Origin of the sequence: Streptomyces coacervatus, assembly GCF_029223485.1 — a bacterium.
In the GTDB taxonomy this organism is placed as follows: Bacteria; Actinomycetota; Actinomycetes; order Streptomycetales; family Streptomycetaceae; genus Streptomyces; species Streptomyces coacervatus.
In genome coordinates, this window is the sequence record NZ_JARHTP010000004.1 from 1 (window position 1) to 19017 (window position 19017).

The following is a 19017-nucleotide window of genomic DNA, read 5'->3' on the forward strand; positions in this document are numbered from 1 at the left end:
GCCACATACGCGGCCGCTTCGTCTTTGTCTGCCATGACTCGTCCGATCCGCCCGGCCCGAGGGCCCGCGGGCGAGCCCCGGGCCAGGTTTTCACATCACGGACTTACACGATCTTTCAGACACGCTCAGCCACGGCGGCCCGGGCGGATGCGGTGGCGTGGCTGGACGGGGGGCGGGTGCGGGCAGTGGGAACGCATGCGGAGCTGTGGCGGACGGCCGCCGGGTACCGGGCGGTGTTCGGGGACGGGGGGCGGGCGTGAACGGCGGGGGCCACCGGGGTGGTTGCGGGTTTCGGCGGGGCGGGATGCGGACGATGCCCGGGAACCGGGTGCGGACGTGGAACGAGGGGGTGCGGCGGAACGCCGGCTGCGCGGCCGGGCTCGGCGAGGGGGTATCGACCTTGCGCGATGGGGTCCAGTGGCAAGGTTCGCGTGTGCTGCGGGGCGAGGAATGTGCGGTGAGGGCTTGTGAACAAACCCCCGTCGTCCGCCCGAAGGACGAGCTCTGCGGCGGCACGGGGGTCCCTGCGCGCGAGCGAGGTCGAGCGTGCACGCCGGGCATCGCGGCCCAGGCGGGGGCTTGTTCACAGGCTCTGGGGGCGCGCACGGGTCCTTGGCGGGACGCCCGCTTCCGGGCAGCGATGGCCGGGTACGGAGCGCCGACATGAGCGACCGGGTCGGTGCGCGGCAAGGCAAGGTCACGGCCGGGGGGATCCGTGTGCGTGGCCTGCGCTATCTGCGGGAGCGTCGGCGGGCCGTGGTGCGGCTCGCGGGGTGGTCCGTGCTGGAGACGGGGCAGACCTTTGTCATCGGGTACGCCCCGGCGCGGGCCCTCGATGCAGGGTTCCTGGCCGGGCGGGCCGAGGTGGGGCTCGCCTGGCTCGGTGTCGCCGCGCTCGGTGTCGTCGTGGGCGCGTACGGGACCGGGCAGGTCTACGCGGCCGTCGCCGCGCTGGTCGAACCCGTCCGGGACCGGCTCGTGGAGGGGGTGGTCGCGCGCGGCGTACGCAATCCCGACGGCGGGGTGCTGTCGGGGCTCACCCAGCAGGTGGAGATCGCGCGGGACACCTTCGCCGGGCTCGTGATGGTGTCGCGGTCGTTCGTGTTCACCGCGGTGGGAGCGTTTTTCGGGCTGTTCTCTCTCGCCCCGCTGCTCCTGCTGGTCGTGGGGCCGCCGCTCGTGGCCGGGGTGGCCCTGTTCGCGGCGTCGCTGCGGCCGTTGGCCCGTAGGCAGGAGGCGTTCCTCGTCGCCGACGAGGCCCTGGCCGAACGGCTGGGTGCCGTCTGCCCGGGGCTGCGGGACATCACGGCCACCGGCGCCGAGGAGCGGATCGCCGCCGACACGGGGGAACTCGTGGACGCCGAACTGCGGGCCGCCCGTTCCCTCGCCCGCTGGGGCGTCCTGCGCATCGCCGCGCTCGCCATCGGAGGCCAGCTCCCGGTCGTGCTGCTGCTCGCTGCCGCCCCCTGGCTCCTGGCCCAAGGCGTCACCACAGGCGCCCTGGTCGGCGCCCTCGCCTACATCACCCAGTCCCTCCTCCCGGCCCTCCGCAACCTGGTCCACGGCCTGGGCACAAGCGGCTCACGCCTGACGGTGGTCCTACGCCGGCTGTCCCGGCCCCACAGCCCCAGCAGCACCGGACCCCGCCCGAAACGAACCGCAACAGGCAGCCACGGCGAACGCCCCGAATCGGCTCTGCCAGAACTGACACCCACAGATCCGCCCACCACTTCACCAACCCCTGATGACCAGCCTCGTAAGGCACTGCCCACACCCGCCGGGCAAGGCAGCCATCCGACCACTGCCCAGTGCCAGCCGTCCCCCACAGACCGGCTCAACACCCCGCCCACCCCTGCCGACCCGACCAACACCCCGACCGACCATGGCCGCGCCCACCACGCCCCCGCGCTCTCCCTCGCCTCCGTCACCTTCGCCTACAGCTCCACCGCCACCCCCGTGATCGAGGACCTCGACCTCACCCTTGCTCCCGGCTCCCATCTGGCCGTCGTCGGACCCAGTGGCATCGGGAAGTCCACGCTCACCGCTCTCGTCGCGGGGATGTTGGAGCCGCGGCACGGGACGATCCGGGTCGGTGGGGAGGCGGTCCCCTCGGGTGGGGCCGCTCGGCTGCGGGTGCTCATTCCTCAGGAGGCGTACGTCTTCACCGGTACCGTCGCCGACAACCTCGCGCACTTCCGGCAGGACCCCGTGCCCGAGGCGGAGCTGCTCGCGGCGGCCGATGCCGTCGGGCTTCGCCCGCTGGTCGACGCGCTCGGCGGGCCCGGCGCCCAGGTCGACCCCGCGGCGCTCTCCGCGGGCGAACGGCAGCTGATCGCGCTGGCCCGGGCCTATCTGTCGTACGCCCCGCTCGCCCTGCTCGACGAGGCGACCTGTCACCTGGATCCGCAGGCCGAGGAACGCGCCGAGCGTGCCTTCGCGCAGCGGCCGGGCGGCACCCTGGTCGTGGTCGCCCACCGCATCAGCTCGGCCCGGCGCGCCGATCGGGTGCTGGTCATGGACGGGCGGGGTACGGCGTGCGGAACCCACCACGAGTTGCTGGAGACCTCGCCGCTGTACCGGGAGCTCGTCGGCAGCTGGACACCGGTGCCGTCACAGCCAGCCCTCCCCCTGCGAGATCCGGATCGCGTCGATGCGGTTGCGGGCCCCGGTCTTGCGGGTGATGGCCGCCATGTAGTTGCGCACGGTCCCGTGGGACAGATGGAGGCTCCCGGCGATCTCCGCAACGGAGGCACCCTCGGCGGCCAGGGATAACACGCTCAGCTCCCGCCGGGTCAGCGGCATCTCGGCGGCCTTGAGGAAGCCGAAGCCCAGCGAATCGTTGATGAAACGTTCCCCCTGGGCGACCCGACGGATCCCGTGCACGAGGTGCTCCGGCGAGGCCTCCTTGTCGACATAGCCGAGCGCCCCCGCCTCGATCGCCCGTTTCAGCAGGCCGGGCCTGTTCGCACTGGCAAGCACGAGAAGTCTCGGCGGTGCCGTGTCCGGGTCTCTGGACCGCAGCTCGCCGAGCGGTGGGATGCCGTAGGCGTCGGCGCACTCCAGGTCCGCCGCGCAGACGTCGGGCCGCAGGGACCGCACCCGGCCGGGCGCGCTGCGCCAAGGCGTGTCCTCCACTGTGAGGTCGGGTTCTCTGCGCAGCCAGTCCGCCAGCACCGATCGGACCAGACACTCGTCGTGCACCAGAAGTACCCGGATCACTGCCGCCCCTCAGTTTTCCGTAGCTTTCCGTCTGCGGTCGCATTGGTGTTGAACGCGTGCCCATTGTTGGCGCCCGCGACCGTTCATGGGCGCGAAGAACCGGCCAACAGGGGGCGCGGGGGCGCACGCACGGCGCCTGCACGCTGCCCCACGCATCAACTGAGAGTGCATGCTCCGGGGCGGAGTGGGTACACAGGGGTTCTTCACCGTGCCGGGGGCTGAGCTGTGCCCATCCGCGGGCCGGGCGGCAGCGTCCGGACCACCTCTCGCCGTGCGCGACCGGCCGCCAGGGGGCAGATTGATCCCTGGGACCCGTCGCCCGGCCGTGCAAGGAGGTGGTCGGCGTGTCCGACGGGCAGACGTCCGCACAGGCACCGGCGGCCGCAAGGACGCGGGTGGGCCGCCCCCTGCTCTCTCTGGCGCTGGCGTCGATGATGGACGACGTCCAGGCGCACTCCGGCGCGGTGTATCTGCTGTCGCCGGCCGAACCGGTGCTGGAGATGGCAGTGATGGCAGGCCTGCCCCGGGCCTTCGCCGCGCCCTGGGAGCGGGTGGGACTCAGCGCGCCGATCCCGGTCGCCGAGGCGGTGCGTGACCGGCGACTGGTGTGGGTGGGCGGCGAGGAGGAGATGGCGGCCCGCTATCCGCGCATCGCCGTGGTGCTGCCCTATCCCTTCGCACTGGCCGCGGTACCGGTGGCGACCGGCTCGACGGCGTACGGCGCGGTCTTCGTGACCTGGCCCGGCGCCCATCCGCCCGAGCTGTCCGACCGGGAGCGGGAGCATCTGACCGCGGCCTGCGACCGGCTCGCGAAGCGGCTGGAGCGTGCCATGGAGGAGAGCCGCCCGCTGCTCCCCGAGCCGGATCTGCTGGGCGTGCCGCCGATGGGCGGCGCGGCCGGCACGCTCGGCACGGTGGAGGCGGCGCGGTTGGTGGCACGGCTGCCGTACGGGCTGTGCTCGCTCGATCTGCACGGCCGGATCGCCTTCGCCAACGCGGCGGCGGCCGAGCTGATCGGGCTCCCGGTCAGCAGGCTGCTGGGCACGCAGCTGTGGGCGTCGGTGCCCTGGCTCAACGACCCCGTGTACGAGGACCGCTACCGGGCCGCGCTGATGAGCCAGCAGACCACCTCGTTCGTGGCGCTGCGCCCGCCCGGGGACTGGCTGTCGTTCCGGATGTATCCCAGTACGACCGGGCTCAGTGTGCGGGTCACCCGGGCGCGGGCGGTGGCGGAGATGAGGCGGGCTGGGCCGCAGCCCGGCGACGCGCCGTCCCGGCTGGTCACCATCTCCCAGGTGCTGACGCTGGCCGGTGCGCTGACCGAGGCGGTGGGAGTGCAGGACGTGGTGCAGCTGGTCGCGGACGAGATCGCACCGGCGGTGGGCAGCCAGGCGCTGGTGGTCCTCGGTTCGCGGGCGGGGCGGCTGCATGTGCTGGGGCACCGCGGGTATCCGGACGCGCAGGTCGTGGAGCGGTTCGACGGGCTGCCGCTTGCGGAGCCGACGCCGGGTGCGCACGCCCTGAACACCGGGGTGCCGGCGTTCTTCGACTCCCGGGAGCAGCTGGAGCGCCTCTACCCGTCGCGGCACGCCACCCCCGATGGCTTCGCGGCCTGGGCGTATCTGCCGTTGATCGCCTCGGGACGCCCGGTGGGCACCTGTGTGCTCGCCTACGCGGAACCGCACCCGTTCCCCGCGGACGAGCGGGCGGTGCTGACGAGCCTGGGCGGACTGATCGCGCAGGCTCTGGAGCGGGCCCTGCTCTATGACGCCAAGCACCAGCTGGCGCACGGGCTGCAGGCGGCTCTGCTGCCGCACTCGCTGCCGCCGCTGGCCGGCATCGACTCGGCCTCCCGCTATCTGCCGGCCACGCACGGCATGGAGATCGGCGGCGACTTCTACGACCTGGTGCCGACGCGAGGCGGAGCCGCGGCGGTGATCGGCGACGTACAGGGCCACAATGTGACCGCGGCCGGGCTGATGGGGCAGATCCGGACCGCCGTCCGCGCCTACACCACCGTCGGGCAGGCCCCCGAGGAGGTCATGGGCAGCACCAACCGGCTGCTGATCGATCTCGGCGCCGATCTGTTCGCCAGCTGCCTGTATCTGCGTCTCGACCCCGCGCGCGGGCGGGCCGTGATGGCCCGGGCGGGTCATCCGCCACCGCTGCTGCGCCGCCCCGACGGGCGGGTACGGGTGCTCGACCTCGCCGGTGGCCCGCTGCTCGGCATCGACGGCAGTGCCGTCTACCCGACGACGGAGGTCGATCTCGCTCCCGGCTCCGTGCTCGCCCTCTACACGGACGGGTTGATCGAGTCCCCCGGCGTCGACATCGAGGACGCGCTCGCCGGACTCGGTGAGCGCCTCACCGAAGCCGGAGAGCTGCCTCTGGACGAGCTCGCCGACCATCTCGTACGACACAGCACCGCCGCGCGGGAGCGGCTCGACGACGTGGCGTTGCTGCTGCTCCGGGCCCGTGCAGAGGTCTGAGGAGGCGGCGCCGGACATGACGCGGTCCGGCCCTCCCGCCGGAGGGCCGGACCGTCCACCGTCGACCGGAACCGCGCTGCAGGCCGATCAGTGGGTCTGTCGTCAGCGGATCGGCGCCCGATCGGTCGGCCGGGGCTCGATCACTGGGATCCGGTGAGGGACGAGCCGTCCGAGCCGGTCCCGCTCTGGTCGCCCGCACCGGTGCCGGACTGGTCACCGGCGCCGGTCCCGGACTGGTCACCGGCTCCGCTCTGGTCGCCCGCCGTCGCGGACGGGTCGGCGGTGCCGGCCGCGGCGCCGCCACCGACCGCGTCGCCGCCGCCCGCCTGGTCACCGGCCGAGGCGGACGGGTCGGCGGCAGAGGCCGACGGGTCGGCGCTGCCGGACTGGTCGCCCGCGCCCGCACCCGCGCCGCCGTCGCCCAGCGTCGCGCCCGTGGCCTGCAGGGCCGCGGTCACCGGTTGGAAGAAGGTCTCGCCGCCGGCGGTGCAGTCGCCGCTGCCGCCGGAGGTCAGGCCGACCGCGCTGCCGTCCTGGGTGAACAGGGAGCCGCCGCTGTCACCGGCCTCGGCGCAGACGTTCGTCTGGATGAGGCCGTTGACGGTGTCGGTGCCGCCCGGGACGGTCTCGCTCGCGAAGTTCACGGTGGCGTCGAGCCCGGTGACCTGGCCGTTGTGCAGGCCGGTCGTGCTGCCCATCCGGAAGACCGTCTCGCCCACGGTGGCGTCCGCGGCCTTCGTGATCTGGACGGTCTGGCCGTTGCCGGCGTTGACCTCGCTGGGCGCCTGGGTGGTGGCGTCGTCGTACTTGACGAGGGAGAAGTCGTTGCCCGGGAACGTGGCCTGGTCGACGGTGGCGATCGGCTGGCCGTTCTGGGAGTCGGACCACTGCTTGGCCGCGACCCCGCAGTGGCCGGCGGTCAGGAAGGCGGGGCTGCCGTCGCTGGCGGTGACATTGAAGCCGAGGGAGCAGCGGACCCCGCCCTGGGCGGTCTGGGCGAAGATGGCGTCACCGCCCGACACCTTCGTCTTGAAGGTGCCGGAGGACTTCTTCACGGTCGCCATGTCGGCGCCGAGGCTCTTGACCGTCGACGTCAGTCTGTCCCACTTGGCGCCGGTGACCGTGGAGTCGGCGGTGACGGCGAGCTTGTTGGTCTTCGGGTCGATCGCCCACGCCGTGCCCGGGATGGTCGCGTCGGCCTTCAGCGTCTGCGCGCCCGCCTTCAGCGCGGCGAGGCTGTTCTTGACCTCGCGGACCTTCGCGCCCGCCTTCTCCGCCTGGACGACCACATTGTTCTTGTCGCCGGATATGACGTTGACGGTGAGCTGCTGTGTGCCGGAGTCGTAGTACGAACCGGCGAAGGCGTCGCCGAGCAGGTTCTGCAGCTGCGAGGCGAGATCCGAGGCGTCGGTCGCCTTCAGGGTCTTGGGGGCGGCGTTGGTCGTCGCCCCGTCCTGCGACGCGTTGGCGTGCGGCAGCAGGATGGCGGCTGCGCCGAGCGCCGCGACGCTGCCTGCCGCGATCGCGGCCTTGCGCTTCGGAATTCGCTTGTGACTCAAACTTCTCGACCTCCTGGGGGACCGGAGTCTGTGCCGCCGTTCGGCAGCTGTTCTGTTCGGGGCGCCTGGATGGCTGTTGGTACGCACGGGTCGCACGGTGCGTTCAATTCCGTTTGCCAACTCGCTTTGCACGACGGCGAATCGGCCATGACCCGCGTCCGACGATCCGGCGCGGGGAACAATCGCCCATATGACGATGACCACCGCCGAAGCCGACAAGATCCTCTCCGCCAACTTCGCTCCTTGGGTCCTTGAGCTGGGCCTGACGGTCGAGGCCTTGGCCGACGACCGGGCGACACTGCGACTTCCCTGGTCGGACCGGCTGTCACGGGAAGGCGGCGGGCTGTCGGGTCAGGCACTGATGGCCGCCGCCGACACGGCCACCGTGATCGCCGTGTCGGCCGCCCGCGGGGCCTACGGACCGATGACGACGGTTCAGCAGTCGACGTCGTTCCAGCGCGCGGTGACGGGTTCGGATGTCCTGATCGAGGCGGTGCTCACCAAGCTGGGCCGCCGTATGGCGTTCGCGGACATCTCGATGACCGCCGAGGCGTCGGGTGAGCTCGCGGCGCGGGCGAGCACGGTCTATGCGCTTCTCGGCTGACTATGCACTTCTCGGCTGAGCACTTCCGGGCTGACACGGTCCGCAGTCGGTCGACAACGGTCTGTTCAGAACGTTGATCGGAAAACAAGCTTCAGCGAATCTGCACATCCAATACCCAACCAAGTCACCGAGTGCAGGTGATCTGCACACACCGGAAGCGTCCGCCACGCCATTGGGACGGGAGTGTCGGATTCGTCGCGGAGGCCGCAAGACCGTGGACGAACCGATGCCGTGACGCATGTGAAGAACTCGCCATCACACCGTGCGCAAGCCTGCACGGATGGGTGTCCCTGGGGCTCAAGTTGCCTGGTGAGGCCGTTGGTTGATTGGAAGCGCGTGCCCGCAGCGTGCTTTGATCCATCGCACCGCAGGAGCCGCGAAGGGTTCCTGGAAACGGGCGCCCGGCGCCTGCGGTCGCGGCCGTCGCTCTGTCCCCAGAGGGGGGCCGCTCCCCCCTTGTGAAATATCCATACGAAGGGAAGTTCCATCATGAACTCCACCCCCCGTGTTGAGACCGTTGAGATCTCGGACGCCGAGCTCGACGCCGTCTCCGGCGGCCTGTCCATCAACGCTGTCAACTCCGTCACCGGTGCGCTGGACGGCATTGCTCCCGTTTCCAGCACGGTCGACACGGTCGTCGGCACCGTCGAGGGTGTCACCGGCCTGAACACCGCCCCCATCACGGGCCTGGTTGCCGGTCTCTGATCGCGCCTTTTGTGATCGTCGAGTCCCGGAGCCGCATTCTGGCTCCGGGGCCTTCGGTTGCCGTAAACCAGCCGGTTTTTGCGAGCCGGTCCTCTCTCGTTTTCAGGTGAGGGAAAGTTCCGTGCAGTTCCGCCAGCAGGCCCTCGCCAAGCTCCAGTCGCCGGAGGAGCTCGATCTTCCGGTGCGTTTCGCCCGCCCTCAGGGCTGGCTCGTCCTGTCGGTGACCGTGGTCGCGATGGCGGCCGCCTCCGTGTGGGCGGTGACCGGCTCGGTGACCTCGACGGTGGGCGCGCCCGCCATCCTCACGCACGGTGAGGGCAGCTACATCCTGCAGAGCCCCGTCGCAGGCCAGGTCACGGCGGTTCTCGCCAAGCAGGGCGAGCGGCTGCCGGCCGGTTCCCCCGTGCTGAAGGTCCGTACGGCCCAGGGCGCCACCGTCGTCCGCACGGTCGCCGCAGGCCGGATCACCGGGCTCGCCGCGACCATCGGCCAGATCATCCAGACCGGCGCGAACGTCGCCGCCGTGGAGAAGGTCGCCAAGGCCGACGACCCGCTGTACGCCACCGTCTACGTCCCCGCCGAGAACGCGGCCTCCATCCCCGCGAACGCGACCGTGGACCTGACCGTCTCGTCGGTGCCGACCCAGACGTACGGCGTGTTGCGCGGCCATGTGAAGTCGGTGGACCGCTCGGCGCAGTCGTCCCAGGAGATCGCCGCGTTCCTCGGGGACGGCCAGCTGGGCGAGCAGTTCACCAAGAAGGGCCGCCCGGTGGCCGTACTGGTCGAACTGGACAAGTCGTCGGGCACGAAGAGCGGCTACAAGTGGTCGTCCGCGGACGGGCCGCCGTTCAGCCTCACCTCCATGACCCTGGCCTCGGGTTCGATCCGGCTGGCCGATCAGCGTCCCGTCGATTGGCTGCTGCCGTGAGCACCGCACAGGAGACACGGAGCAGGCGCCGCGCCGCTCCGCCCAAGCGCCCGGTCCCCAAGGGCAGGGCGAAGACCGTCCGCACGCCCACGGTCCTGCAGATGGAGGCCGTGGAGTGCGGCGCCGCCTCCCTCGCGATGGTGCTGGGCCACTACGGCAAGCACGTCCCGCTGGAGGAGCTGCGCATAGCCTGCGGTGTCTCCCGCGACGGTTCGCGCGCCAGCAACCTGCTGAAGGCGGCGCGCAGTTACGGCCTGACGGCCAAGGGCATGCAGATGGACACGGCCGCCCTCTCCGAGGTGAAGACGCCGGCCGTGCTGTTCTGGGAGTTCAACCACTACGTCGTCTACGACGGCATGGGGCGCCGTTTCGGCCGCCGCGGCGTGTACATCAACGACCCCGGCAAGGGCCGCCGCTTTGTGCCGATGGAGGACTTCGACGGCAGCTTCACCGGTGTCGTGCTGGTGATGGAGCCCGGCGAGGGCTTCACCAAGGGCGGCCGCAAACCCGGCATTCTGGGCGCGATGCCGGCCCGGCTGCGCGGCACCGCGGGCACCATGCCCGCCGCGGTGCTGGCGAGCCTGCTGCTGGTGGCGGTCGGTGCGGCGGTGCCCGCGCTCAGCCGGACGTACATCGACGAGTTCCTGATCGGCGGGCAGACCTCGCTGCTCGGTGTGCTGTTCGCGTCGATGGGCGCGTCCGTGCTGCTCACGATCGTGCTGACGTGGCTGCAGCAGGCGAACCTGCTGCGTGGCCGCATCATCTCCTCCACCCTCTCCAGCGCCCGCTTCCTCAGGCATCTGCTGCGGCTTCCGGTGACGTTCTTCGCCCAGCGCAGCCCGGCCGACCTGGTGCAGCGGCTGCAGTCCAACGACCAGGTGGCCGAGACCCTGGCCCGCGACCTCGCGGCTGCGGGCGTCGACGCCGTGGTCGTCGTGCTCTACGCCGTCCTGCTCTACACCTACGACCCGCAGCTGACGTTCCTCGGCATCGGCGTCGCGGTGCTGAACATCGTCGCCATGCGTGTCGTGATCCGCCTGCGCGCCACCCGGACGGCGAAGCTGCGCGCCGACAGCGCCCGGCTCACCAACACCGCCTACACCGGGCTGCAGCTGATCGAGACGATGAAGGCGACCGGCGGCGAGGACGGCTACTTCCGCAAGTGGGCCGGACAGCACGCCACCACCCTGGAGGAGCAGCAGCGGCTCGGTGTGCCGAGCGCCTGGCTGGGCGTGGTCGCGCCGACCTTGGCCTCGCTCAACAGCGCCCTGATCCTGTGGATCGGCGGCCTGCGCGCGGTCGAGGGCGGCATCTCGGTGGGCCTGCTGGTCGCCTTCCAGGCCCTGGTCACCCGCTTCACCGCCCCGATCACCCGCCTCAACGGCGTCGCGGGCCGCATCCAGGACTTCGCCGCCGACGTGGCCCGCCTCAAGGACGTCGAGAACTTCCAGGCCGACCCGCTCTACGGCCGCCCGGGCGCCGGCGACTCCACGCGCCGCCTGCACGGCCACGTCGAGCTGCAGAACATCACCTTCGGCTACAACCCGCTCGACAAGCCCCTGCTCACCGGCTTCGACCTGACCGTCGGCCCCGGCCAGCAGGTGGCATTGGTCGGCGGCTCAGGCAGCGGGAAGTCGACGGTCTCCCGCCTGATTTCCGGCCTGTACACCCCCTGGGAGGGCGTGATCCGCATCGACGGACAGCGCCTGGACGACATCCCGCGCGGCGCGCTCGCCGCCTCGGTCTCCTTCGTCGACCAGGAGGTCTTCCTCTTCGAGGGCTCGGTGCGCGACAACGTGGCGCTGTGGGATCCGTCGATCCCGGACGACGCCGTCGTGGACGCCCTGCGGGACGCGGCCCTCTACGACGTCGTGATGCGCCGCCCCGGCGGCATCCAGAGCAGGGTCGAGCAGGACGGCCGCAACTTCTCCGGCGGGCAGCGTCAGCGCCTGGAGATCGCCCGGGCGCTGGTGCGCCGCCCCAGCATCCTGGTCCTCGACGAGGTGACGAGCGCGCTGGACGCGGAGACCGAGCAGGTCGTGATGGACAACCTGCGCAAGCGCGGCTGCGCCTGCGTGGTGATCGCCCACCGGCTCAGCACGGTGCGCGACAGCGACGAGATCGTCGTACTGCAGCACGGCACGATCGTGGAACGCGGACGACACGAGGACCTGGTGACGCGCGGCGGCGCGTACGCGGCGCTGGTCAGGGAGCGATGAGATGACGACCGCACAACACGAAGGCGACGTGGTTCTCAGCGCCCTCGGCTCCATGGGCACCTACGTCGACTGCTCGGGCCTGACCCGGCTCGATCTGGAGGGTCCCCAGGTGCTGTGGCTGGTCGCGGCCGGCAGCCTGGACCTGTTCGCGGTGGACGCCGTGCAGCAGGGCCACTGGCACCACCTCGGCCGCCTGGAGGCGGGGTCGCTGATCCTCGGCCCGGTCCCCGGCCCCCAGCACACCCTGGTCGCCCGCCCGTTGCGCGACTGCGTGGTGCACCGCATCGGCCTGCGCGAGCTGTACCAGACGGCCGACACCCAGACCTGGTCCTACGACGAGTACGGCAACGCCCAGTACGTGCCGCCGACGACGAGCCCCCTGGAGTACGCCCTCGCCCTAGGCGTGGGCCGCAGCCTGTCCGTGCTCTTCCAGGCACCGATGGCGACCGAGCGCGCCGCCGAGATCACCGACGACGACGTCTTCTGGATGCAGGTGCCGCCGGGCAGCGTGCAGTACGGCTCGCTGTACGGCGCCGAGGCGGCCGCCGATCTGCTGATGGATCCTGCGATCTGGCAGAGCATGGTCGACCAGCAGTACCGGCTGCTGACCACGTTGGACCGCTGGATCGAGCAGCTGGAGCGCACCCACGAGACGCGGACGGCCGCCGGTATCAAGGCGGGCGAGGCGGTCCGCGCCCAGGCCGACCGCACGCTGCTCGCCTCCATCGGCAAGTCGTCCGGCAAGCGCACCACGGCCGCCGACGCGGACGCCTCGTACGCGGCGTGCAAGCTGGTGGCCGAGGCGGCCGGGATCACGCTTGCCGAGCCCGCGCAGAGCGGGACGGAGAGCGACCGCCTCGACCCGGTGGAGCTGGTGGCGATCGCCTCCCGCGTCCGTACCCGGGCCGTACGCCTGGACGGCAGCTGGTGGCGCGACAACGTCGGCCCCCTGGTGGGCCATCGCGCCCTGTCGGGTGCGCCGGTCGCGCTGCTGTGGCGGCGCGGCGGATACGTCGCCGTACATCCGTCGACCGGACGTGAGACGCCGATCGAGAAGGCCAACGCGGAGGAGTTCGAGCCGCGCGCGGTGATGTTCTACCGTCCGCTGCCCGAGCGGACGTTGAGCCCCTTGCGGCTGTTGCGGTTCAGCATGCGCGGCACCGGCGGCGACCTGTCCGGCCTGCTGCTCAGCGGTCTGGTGACGGTGGCGATCGGCTCGCTGGTGCCGATCGCGACCGGCAAGGTGCTGGGCGAGTTCGTGCCGAAGGCGCAGACGGGGCTGATCGCCCAGGTCTGTCTGGCCGTGATGCTCACCAGCATCGTGGCGGCGGCCTTCATGCTGCTGGAGAACCTCACCATCCTCCGGCTGGAGGGCCGGATCGAGGCCACGCTCCAACCGGCCGTCTGGGACCGGCTGCTCAGACTCCCGACCAAGTTCTTCACCGAACGCTCGACCGGCGAGCTGGCCAGCGCGGCCATGGGCATCAGCTCGATCCGCCGTCTGATGGCGGGACTCGGGCCCGTCGTCGCCCAGTCGGTGACCGTCGGCGCGATGAACCTGGGGCTGCTGTTCTGGTACAGCCCCTCGATGGCGCTGGCGGCGATCGCCATGCTGGTCGTCATCGCGAGCGTGTTCCTCGGGCTCGGCCTGTGGCAGGTGCGCTGGCAGCGCAAACTGGTCGTGCTCAGCAACAAGCTGAACAACCAGGCCTTCCAGACCCTGCGCGGCCTGCCGAAGCTGCGGGTGGCGGCGGCCGAGAACTATGCCTACGCGGCCTGGGCCTCGGAGTTCGCGCACAGCCGTGAACTGCAGCAGAAGGTCGGCCGGATCAAGAACCTCACCACGGTGCTGGGCGCGGTCTATCTGCCGCTGTGCACCCTGCTGATGTTCATGCTGCTTGCGGGCCCGGCGCGCGGCGTGATGTCGGCGGCCGCGTTCCTGACCTTCAACACCTCGGTGACGATGGTGCTGACCTCGGTCACCTCGCTGACCAGTGCGTTCGTCTCGGCGGTGGCCGCGTTGCCGCTGTTCGAGGAGATCAAGCCGGTGCTGGAGGCCACGCCGGAAGTGCGCACGGCGAGCACCCGGCCGGGCCCGCTGTCCGGCGCGATCGAGACGCGGCGGCTCTCCTTCCGCTACACGGACGACGGTCCACTGGTCCTGGACGACGTGTCGTTCGACATTCGCCCGGGCGAGTTCGTGGCGATCGTCGGCCCCAGCGGCTGCGGCAAGTCGACGCTGCTCAGACTGCTGATCGGCTTCGACAAGCCGGTCTCGGGCAGTGTCCTGTACGACGGCCAGGACCTGGGCGCGCTCGACCAGTCGGCCGTGCGGCGGCAGTGCGGGGTCGTGCTGCAGCACGCGCAGCCGTTCACCGGTTCCATCCTGGACGTCATCTGCGGCACCGAGCCGTACACGCCGGAGGAGGCGATGGCGGCCGCCGAGATGGCCGGTCTCGCCGAGGACATCAAGCGGATGCCGATGGGCCTGCACACCATCGTCCAGGGCAGCGGTGCCGTCTCCGGCGGCCAGCGCCAACGCCTCATGATCGCCCAGGCGTTGATCCGCCGGCCGCGGATCCTCTTCTTCGACGAGGCGACCAGCGCCCTCGACAACGAGACACAGCGCACGGTGATCGAGTCCACCAAGGCCCTGAACGCCACCCGCATCGTCATCGCGCACCGCCTGTCCACGGTCCTGGACGCGGACCGCGTGATCGTGATGGAGGACGGCAAGGTCGCCCAGCAGGGCCCGCCCGCGCAGCTGCTGGCGGACACGGGCGGGCGGCTGCACGAGCTGGTGCGGCGGCAGATGGCGTGACGGGTCAGTCCATGCCGGGGGCCGGCGCCCCGGAGGGGATGCCTGCGTCGATGTACGCCTGGTAGAGCTCCTTCCAGGGTGCGCCGGCCTGCGGTCCCTCTGATCGCTCACCCCGCGCCTTCGCGTCCAGGGCGGCCAGGCACACCTCCCAGCCGGCGCCGTTGCGGGCGGCCGTATCGGCGGCCTGCAGGACGTTGGTGAGGGTGAAGCGGGTGCGCTTGTCGCCGACCTCCTCCAGGTCGAAGTGGAGTTCGTCGCCGCCCCACTCGAAGGAGAGGTGGCGCGGTGCGTGGACGGTGAGCACCCGGCCCGTCGACTCCGGCATGTTCGGGTCGCCGCTGAAGGCGATCGCACCGCCGGGTCGCAGGTCGATGTCGGCACGCGACGGAAACCACTGGGCGAGTTCGTCGGCGTCGGTGACGAACTGCCAGACGCGCTCGACGGGATGGTCGTAGGTACGGCTGAAGCGGACGGCCGGACGGCCGTCGTCCAGGGTCAGATAGGTGCCGGTGAGATCAGCGGCCATGGTGGATCAGTCCTTCGGGGCGGGTTCCTCGGGATGGTCCGGCGCCGGGTCGAGCGCATAGACGCGACGCTGCGCATCCTGCCGTACCCGCACCAGGCCCGCTTCCCGCAGCACCTTGAGACCGAGACCACACCTAGCGAAACGTTGCCGTTTCGCTCACTGGCGGTCTAAGCTGCTGCTGTACGAAACCGTTTCGTTCTCGGCTTCCCGAACGACTTCCCTGGAGTGGTTCTCCATGTCCCAGAAGACCTTGACCGACAGCGCCCAGCAGGGTGCAGTCGAGGCGGCCTCCGCGGCCTCCGCGAAGCGATGGTGGATCCTCGCGGTCGTCGCCGTCGCGCAGCTGATGGTGGTCCTCGACGCCACCATCGTGAACATCGCCCTGCCGTCGGCCCAGGCCGACCTCGGGTTCTCGGACGGCAACCGGCAGTGGATCGTCACGGCCTACGCGCTGGCCTTCGCATCCTTGCTCCTGCTCGGCGGCCGCATTGCCGACCTCTTCGGCCGCAAGACGGCCTTCCTGATAGGTGTCGTCGGCTTCGCCGCCGTCTCCGCGCTGGGCGGCGCAGCGAACGGCTTCGGCATGCTGGTCACCGCGCGGGCCCTGCAAGGAGCCTTCGGCGCACTGCTTGCGCCGGCGGCGCTCTCCCTCCTCAACACCACGTTCACCGATGCCCGCGAGCGCGCGAGGGCGTTCAGCGTCTACGGCGCCATCGCCGGTGCCGGTGGTGCGGTGGGCCTGCTGCTCGGCGGTGTCCTGACCGATGCGTTCGACTGGCGCTGGACGCTGTATGTGAACGTCGCGATCGCCGTCGTCGCCTTCGTGGGCGGCTGGCTGCTGCTGACCAACCACCGCGACGCCGGAAACTCCAAGCTGGACGTACCGGGCACGGTGCTCGTCGCCGCCGGTCTGTTCTCCCTCGTCTACGGCTTCTCCAACGCCGAGACACATGACTGGGGTTCCGCCCTGACCTGGGGTTTCCTGATCGCGGGCGGTGTGCTGCTGGCGGCCTTCGCCTGGTGGCAGACCAAGGCCGCCCACCCGCTGCTGCCGCCGCGCATCCTGCTGGACCGCAACCGGGCGGCCTCGTTCCTGGCCGTGCTGATCTCGGGCGGCGGCATGTTCGGGGTGTTCCTCTTCCTCACCTACTACCTGCAGCTCAACCTCGGCTTCAGCCCGACCAAGACCGGTGTGGCGTTCCTGCCGATGGTCGGCGCGCTGATGGTGGCGGCGCAGCTCGGCACGACGGTGCTGGTGCCGCGGGTCGGACCGAAGGTGGCCATCCCACTGGGCTTCGCGATCGCCGCGGCCGGCATGGCCTGGCTGACCGGGATCGGCGTCGGTTCGAGCTACGTCAGCGCGGTGCTGCCGCAGCTGATCGTGACCGGTGTCGGCCTCGGCCTGGTGATGCCGGCGGCCATGCAGCTGGCCACCGGCGGGGTCGCGGCCGAGGACGCGGGCGTCGCCTCCGCCACGGTCAACGCCATGCAGCAGGTGGGCGGTTCGATCGGTACGGCGCTGCTCAACACCCTCGCCGCGAGCGCCGCGACCGACTACCTGGCCGGCAAGGACGCCACCAGCAAGCTGGTCCAGGCGCAGGCGACGATCGAGAGCTACACCACCGCCTTCTGGTGGTCGGCGGGTCTGTTCGCCGTCGGCGCGGTGCTCGCCTTCGCACTCTTCCGCCGCGGGGTGCCGGAGCAGGACGCGGACGCCGCACCGGTCGTCCACATGTGAGAGGCCCGGGTCGTGCGCATCTGATCGCTTCGACCTGAGCCGCAACCGGTCCGAGGGGCCGCCGTCCGCAGGGAGACGGCGGCCCCTCTGCGCTGCCATGGTGGCCGTATGCGGAAAACTGCGGCGGCCCTCGGGACCACGGTCTTCCTGTTCCTCGCGCCCGGCAGTGTGGTCGTCCTGCTGCCGTGGTGGCTGACCGACTGGCGGGCCGGCGACTGGTGGCCGCCCGCGCGGGTGCTCGGTCTGGTCCCGCTGGCCGCGGGGGCGGTCGTCCTGCTGTCGGCCTACGTCCGCTTCGTGGTCGAGGGGTTGGGCACACCGGCGCCGGTCGCGCCGCCCGAGCACCTGGTGGTGGGCGGGCTGTACCGGTACGTGCGCAATCCGATGTACGTCGCCGTGGTCGCGGCGATCGGCGGCCAGGGACTGCTGCTCGCCCGGCCGGTGCTGTTCGGGTACGGCGCCTGCGCCGGAGTGGCGATGTGGGCGTTCGCCAAGGGGTACGAGGAGCCCGCGCTGACCCGCAGGTTCGGTGCCGACTACACCCGTTACCGGCGCGCGGTGCCGGGCTGGTGGCCACGGCTGACGCCCTGGCGCGGGGAGTAACGGGCGTTGAACCGACCGTAATTGGGTACCCCCTGGCCCATGCGAATCAGCGTGGTGGATGTGGGGTCGAACACGGTTCGGCTGGTTGTGGCGGACGCGGAGGGCGGGGTGCCGCTGCCGGTCCACACCGAGAAGTGGCGTCTGAGGCTGTCCGAACATGTGAAGCCGGGGAGCAGCATTCCCGAGGAGGACGTCGACCGGATCTCCGGGGCGGTCGCCGAGGCGAGACGGACCGCGATCCGGTGGGGTGCGACCGGACCCCTTGCGTTTGCGACCGCCGTGGTGCGCGCCGCTCCGAACCGCCGGGAGGTGCTGCGCACCGTCCGGACGCGGACCGGGGTCGGTCTGTGCACGCTGCCCGGGGAGGTCGAGGCCGAGCTGACGTTCCTCGGGGCGCGGCGCTGGATGGGCTGGCGGTCGGGGCCCCTCGCGCTGCTGGACATCGGCGGCGGTTCGCTCGAAGTGGCCTTCGGACGTGGCCGGCTGCCGGACTTCGTGGCCTCGCTGCCGCTCGGTGCGGGGCGGTTGACCCACGAGTTCTTCCAGGGAGCGGACCCGCCTGCGCCGGACCAGGTACGGGCGCTGCGCCGCAGGGTCCGGCACCAGCTGCGGGACGTCGCCGCGCGGATCCGCTGGGAGGGACCGCGCACGGCGGTGGTCACCTCACGCACGTTCCAGCAGCTGGGACGGCTGTGCGGGGCGCCGCCCGGGCGCCACGGCCCGTTCATGGAACGGCAGTTGGAGCGCTCGGACCTACGTGTTGCGGTCGGCCGTCTGGCCGCTCTGCCCGCCGCCGAACGCGCCCGGCTCCCCGGCATCTCCGCGCCGCGCGCCGAACAGAGCCTGGCCGGCGCGGTGGTCGCCCACACCGCGATGAAGCTGACCGGCCTCAGAGCGGTCACGATCTGCCCCTGGGCGATCCGTGAAGGCATCCTGCTGCGCCAGATCGAGGACGGCGCATCCTGGTGGGCGAAGATCAACCGCCTCGACGAGGCACCCCCTCCCCAGGATCCGGTGCCCCTGCGTGTCGCGGCCGCGACACCCTGAAGAAAGGGCGCCGGTCAGTCGTTGCACACGCGAAACGTCAAGCACTTCCACTGCAATTCACCAGGTCGAGTGAACTAGATCTTGCGCTCGGCGTGTCGGGGATGTTCCCCCGCGCGTCGGGGTAACTACCGAGATCGAATGCGCCCTATGCCTAGGTGGAGCGGACATGACGCCGCATGCGGACGACCGCGCTTTCCAACCGCCCGCGGCGAACCCTCATGCCCGCACTCGGGCCGGCAGCCGGTTCACCGTGGTGGAGGTCGTGGGTGAAATCGACCTGGCGACCGTGGCCTTCCTCCTGGAGCACCTCGACGCGGCGACCGCGGGGCCACAGCCGGACGTGCTGGTCGACCTGCGTCAGGTCGACTTCTTCGACTGCTCGGGCCTGCGGGTGCTGTGCCGGGCCGAGTCGCGGGCCAGGGAGCGCGGCGGTCGGCTGCGTGTCGTCTCCGACGCACCTGGCATCCGCCGGCTGCTGGGCGGTGCGGGACTGCTGGCACGTTTTCCGCCCCTCCCCGCGATCCCCGGGGAGGGGCGGAACTGATCCCAGGAGTCGGCG

The 19017-nt window shown here is 71.3% G+C and carries 13 protein-coding genes and 2 pseudogenes; 11 read left to right on the forward strand and 4 right to left on the reverse strand.

The features are described 5' to 3' along the window. Window positions 1-663 precede the first annotated feature (663 nt). On the forward strand, window positions 664-2772 hold the full coding sequence (locus P2Q00_RS10865; RefSeq protein ID WP_275771893.1) for an ATP-binding cassette domain-containing protein: 2109 nt from the start codon (window positions 664-666) through the stop codon (window positions 2770-2772). Here P2Q00_RS10865 and P2Q00_RS10870 read toward each other — a convergent pair. Continuing rightward, window positions 2695-3219 (reverse strand): annotated as a pseudogene (locus tag P2Q00_RS10870) (response regulator transcription factor); the annotation flags it as partial. The gene P2Q00_RS10865 and the pseudogene P2Q00_RS10870 overlap by 78 nt on opposite strands. 335 nt (window positions 3220-3554) lie before the next feature. On the opposite strand from P2Q00_RS10870, the gene P2Q00_RS10875 reads away from it, so the two are divergent. Next, window positions 3555-5708, forward strand: a complete 2154-nt coding sequence (locus P2Q00_RS10875) for a PP2C family protein-serine/threonine phosphatase (protein ID WP_275771895.1) — start codon at window positions 3555-3557, stop codon at window positions 5706-5708. A gap of 140 nt (window positions 5709-5848) precedes the next feature. On the opposite strand, the gene P2Q00_RS10880 is transcribed toward P2Q00_RS10875, so the two are convergent. Next, a complete protein-coding gene (locus tag P2Q00_RS10880) occupies window positions 5849-7267 on the reverse strand; it encodes a S1 family peptidase (protein ID WP_275771896.1) in 1419 nt (472 codons plus the stop codon). Between the two features lie 190 nt (window positions 7268-7457). Between P2Q00_RS10880 and P2Q00_RS10885 the strand changes: the two genes are divergently transcribed. The 5 genes from P2Q00_RS10885 (at window position 7458) to P2Q00_RS10905 (ending at window position 14544) form a co-directional block, all read left to right on the forward strand. Next, window positions 7458-7871: a PaaI family thioesterase gene (locus P2Q00_RS10885; RefSeq protein WP_275771897.1), complete on the forward strand. Its 414-nt coding sequence runs from the start codon at window positions 7458-7460 to the stop codon at window positions 7869-7871. Window positions 7872-8360: 489 nt separating this feature from the next. Then, complete coding sequence (locus tag P2Q00_RS10890; protein WP_099933477.1) at window positions 8361-8576, forward strand: type A2 lantipeptide; 216 nt, start codon at window positions 8361-8363, stop codon at window positions 8574-8576. A gap of 121 nt (window positions 8577-8697) precedes the next feature. After that, the gene (locus P2Q00_RS10895; protein ID WP_275771899.1) at window positions 8698-9504 is read left to right on the forward strand and encodes an HlyD family efflux transporter periplasmic adaptor subunit; all 807 of its coding nucleotides are present in this window, start codon (window positions 8698-8700) and stop codon (window positions 9502-9504) included. After that, window positions 9501-11723, forward strand: coding sequence for an NHLP family bacteriocin export ABC transporter peptidase/permease/ATPase subunit (locus tag P2Q00_RS10900; RefSeq protein WP_275771901.1), 2223 nt, complete (start codon window positions 9501-9503; stop codon window positions 11721-11723). The genes P2Q00_RS10895 and P2Q00_RS10900 overlap by 4 nt, the downstream gene beginning before the upstream one ends. Before the next feature lies 1 nt (window position 11724). Then, window positions 11725-14544 (forward strand): NHLP bacteriocin export ABC transporter permease/ATPase subunit, encoded by a 2820-nt coding sequence (locus tag P2Q00_RS10905; protein ID WP_275771903.1) that lies wholly within the window; start codon window positions 11725-11727, stop codon window positions 14542-14544. 4 nt (window positions 14545-14548) lie between these two features. Here the strand turns inward: P2Q00_RS10905 and P2Q00_RS10910 are convergent, their stop codons facing one another. Then, on the reverse strand, window positions 14549-15070 hold the full coding sequence (locus tag P2Q00_RS10910; RefSeq protein ID WP_275771904.1) for an SRPBCC family protein: 522 nt from the start codon (window positions 15068-15070) through the stop codon (window positions 14549-14551). Window positions 15071-15109: 39 nt separating this feature from the next. Further along, window positions 15110-15190 (reverse strand): annotated as a pseudogene (locus tag P2Q00_RS10915) (transcriptional regulator); the annotation flags it as partial. A gap of 115 nt (window positions 15191-15305) precedes the next feature. Between P2Q00_RS10915 and P2Q00_RS10920 the strand changes: the two are divergent. The 4 genes from P2Q00_RS10920 (at window position 15306) to P2Q00_RS10935 (ending at window position 19002) form a co-directional block, all read left to right on the forward strand. Beyond that, window positions 15306-16808 carry an MFS transporter gene (locus P2Q00_RS10920; RefSeq protein ID WP_275771905.1) on the forward strand — a complete coding sequence of 501 codons (1503 nt, stop codon included), beginning with the start codon at window positions 15306-15308 and terminating at the stop codon, window positions 16806-16808. A gap of 108 nt (window positions 16809-16916) precedes the next feature. Continuing rightward, on the forward strand, window positions 16917-17411 hold the full coding sequence (locus tag P2Q00_RS10925) for a methyltransferase family protein (RefSeq protein ID WP_275771906.1): 495 nt from the start codon (window positions 16917-16919) through the stop codon (window positions 17409-17411). 39 nt (window positions 17412-17450) lie between these two features. Next, window positions 17451-18458, forward strand: a complete 1008-nt coding sequence (locus P2Q00_RS10930; RefSeq protein ID WP_275771907.1) for a Ppx/GppA family phosphatase — start codon at window positions 17451-17453, stop codon at window positions 18456-18458. Window positions 18459-18624: 166 nt separating this feature from the next. Beyond that, window positions 18625-19002, forward strand: a complete 378-nt coding sequence (locus P2Q00_RS10935) for an STAS domain-containing protein (RefSeq protein ID WP_275771908.1) — start codon at window positions 18625-18627, stop codon at window positions 19000-19002. The last annotated feature ends 15 nt before the right edge of the window (window positions 19003-19017 follow it).

Coding starts and splice junctions, on each gene's coding strand:
- P2Q00_RS10865 (WP_275771893.1), top strand. CDS start 664: ATGAGCGACCGGGTCGGTGCGCGGCAAGGCAAGGTCACGGCCGGGGGG.
- P2Q00_RS10885 (WP_275771897.1), top strand. CDS start 7,458: ATGACGATGACCACCGCCGAAGCCGACAAGATCCTCTCCGCCAACTTC.
- P2Q00_RS10890 (WP_099933477.1), top strand. CDS start 8,361: ATGAACTCCACCCCCCGTGTTGAGACCGTTGAGATCTCGGACGCCGAG.
- P2Q00_RS10905 (WP_275771903.1), top strand. CDS start 11,725: ATGACGACCGCACAACACGAAGGCGACGTGGTTCTCAGCGCCCTCGGC.
- P2Q00_RS10910 (WP_275771904.1), bottom strand. CDS start 15,070: ATGGCCGCTGATCTCACCGGCACCTATCTGACCCTGGACGACGGCCGT.
- P2Q00_RS10920 (WP_275771905.1), top strand. CDS start 15,306: ATGTCCCAGAAGACCTTGACCGACAGCGCCCAGCAGGGTGCAGTCGAG.
- P2Q00_RS10925 (WP_275771906.1), top strand. CDS start 16,917: ATGCGGAAAACTGCGGCGGCCCTCGGGACCACGGTCTTCCTGTTCCTC.
- P2Q00_RS10930 (WP_275771907.1), top strand. CDS start 17,451: ATGCGAATCAGCGTGGTGGATGTGGGGTCGAACACGGTTCGGCTGGTT.
- P2Q00_RS10935 (WP_275771908.1), top strand. CDS start 18,625: ATGACGCCGCATGCGGACGACCGCGCTTTCCAACCGCCCGCGGCGAAC.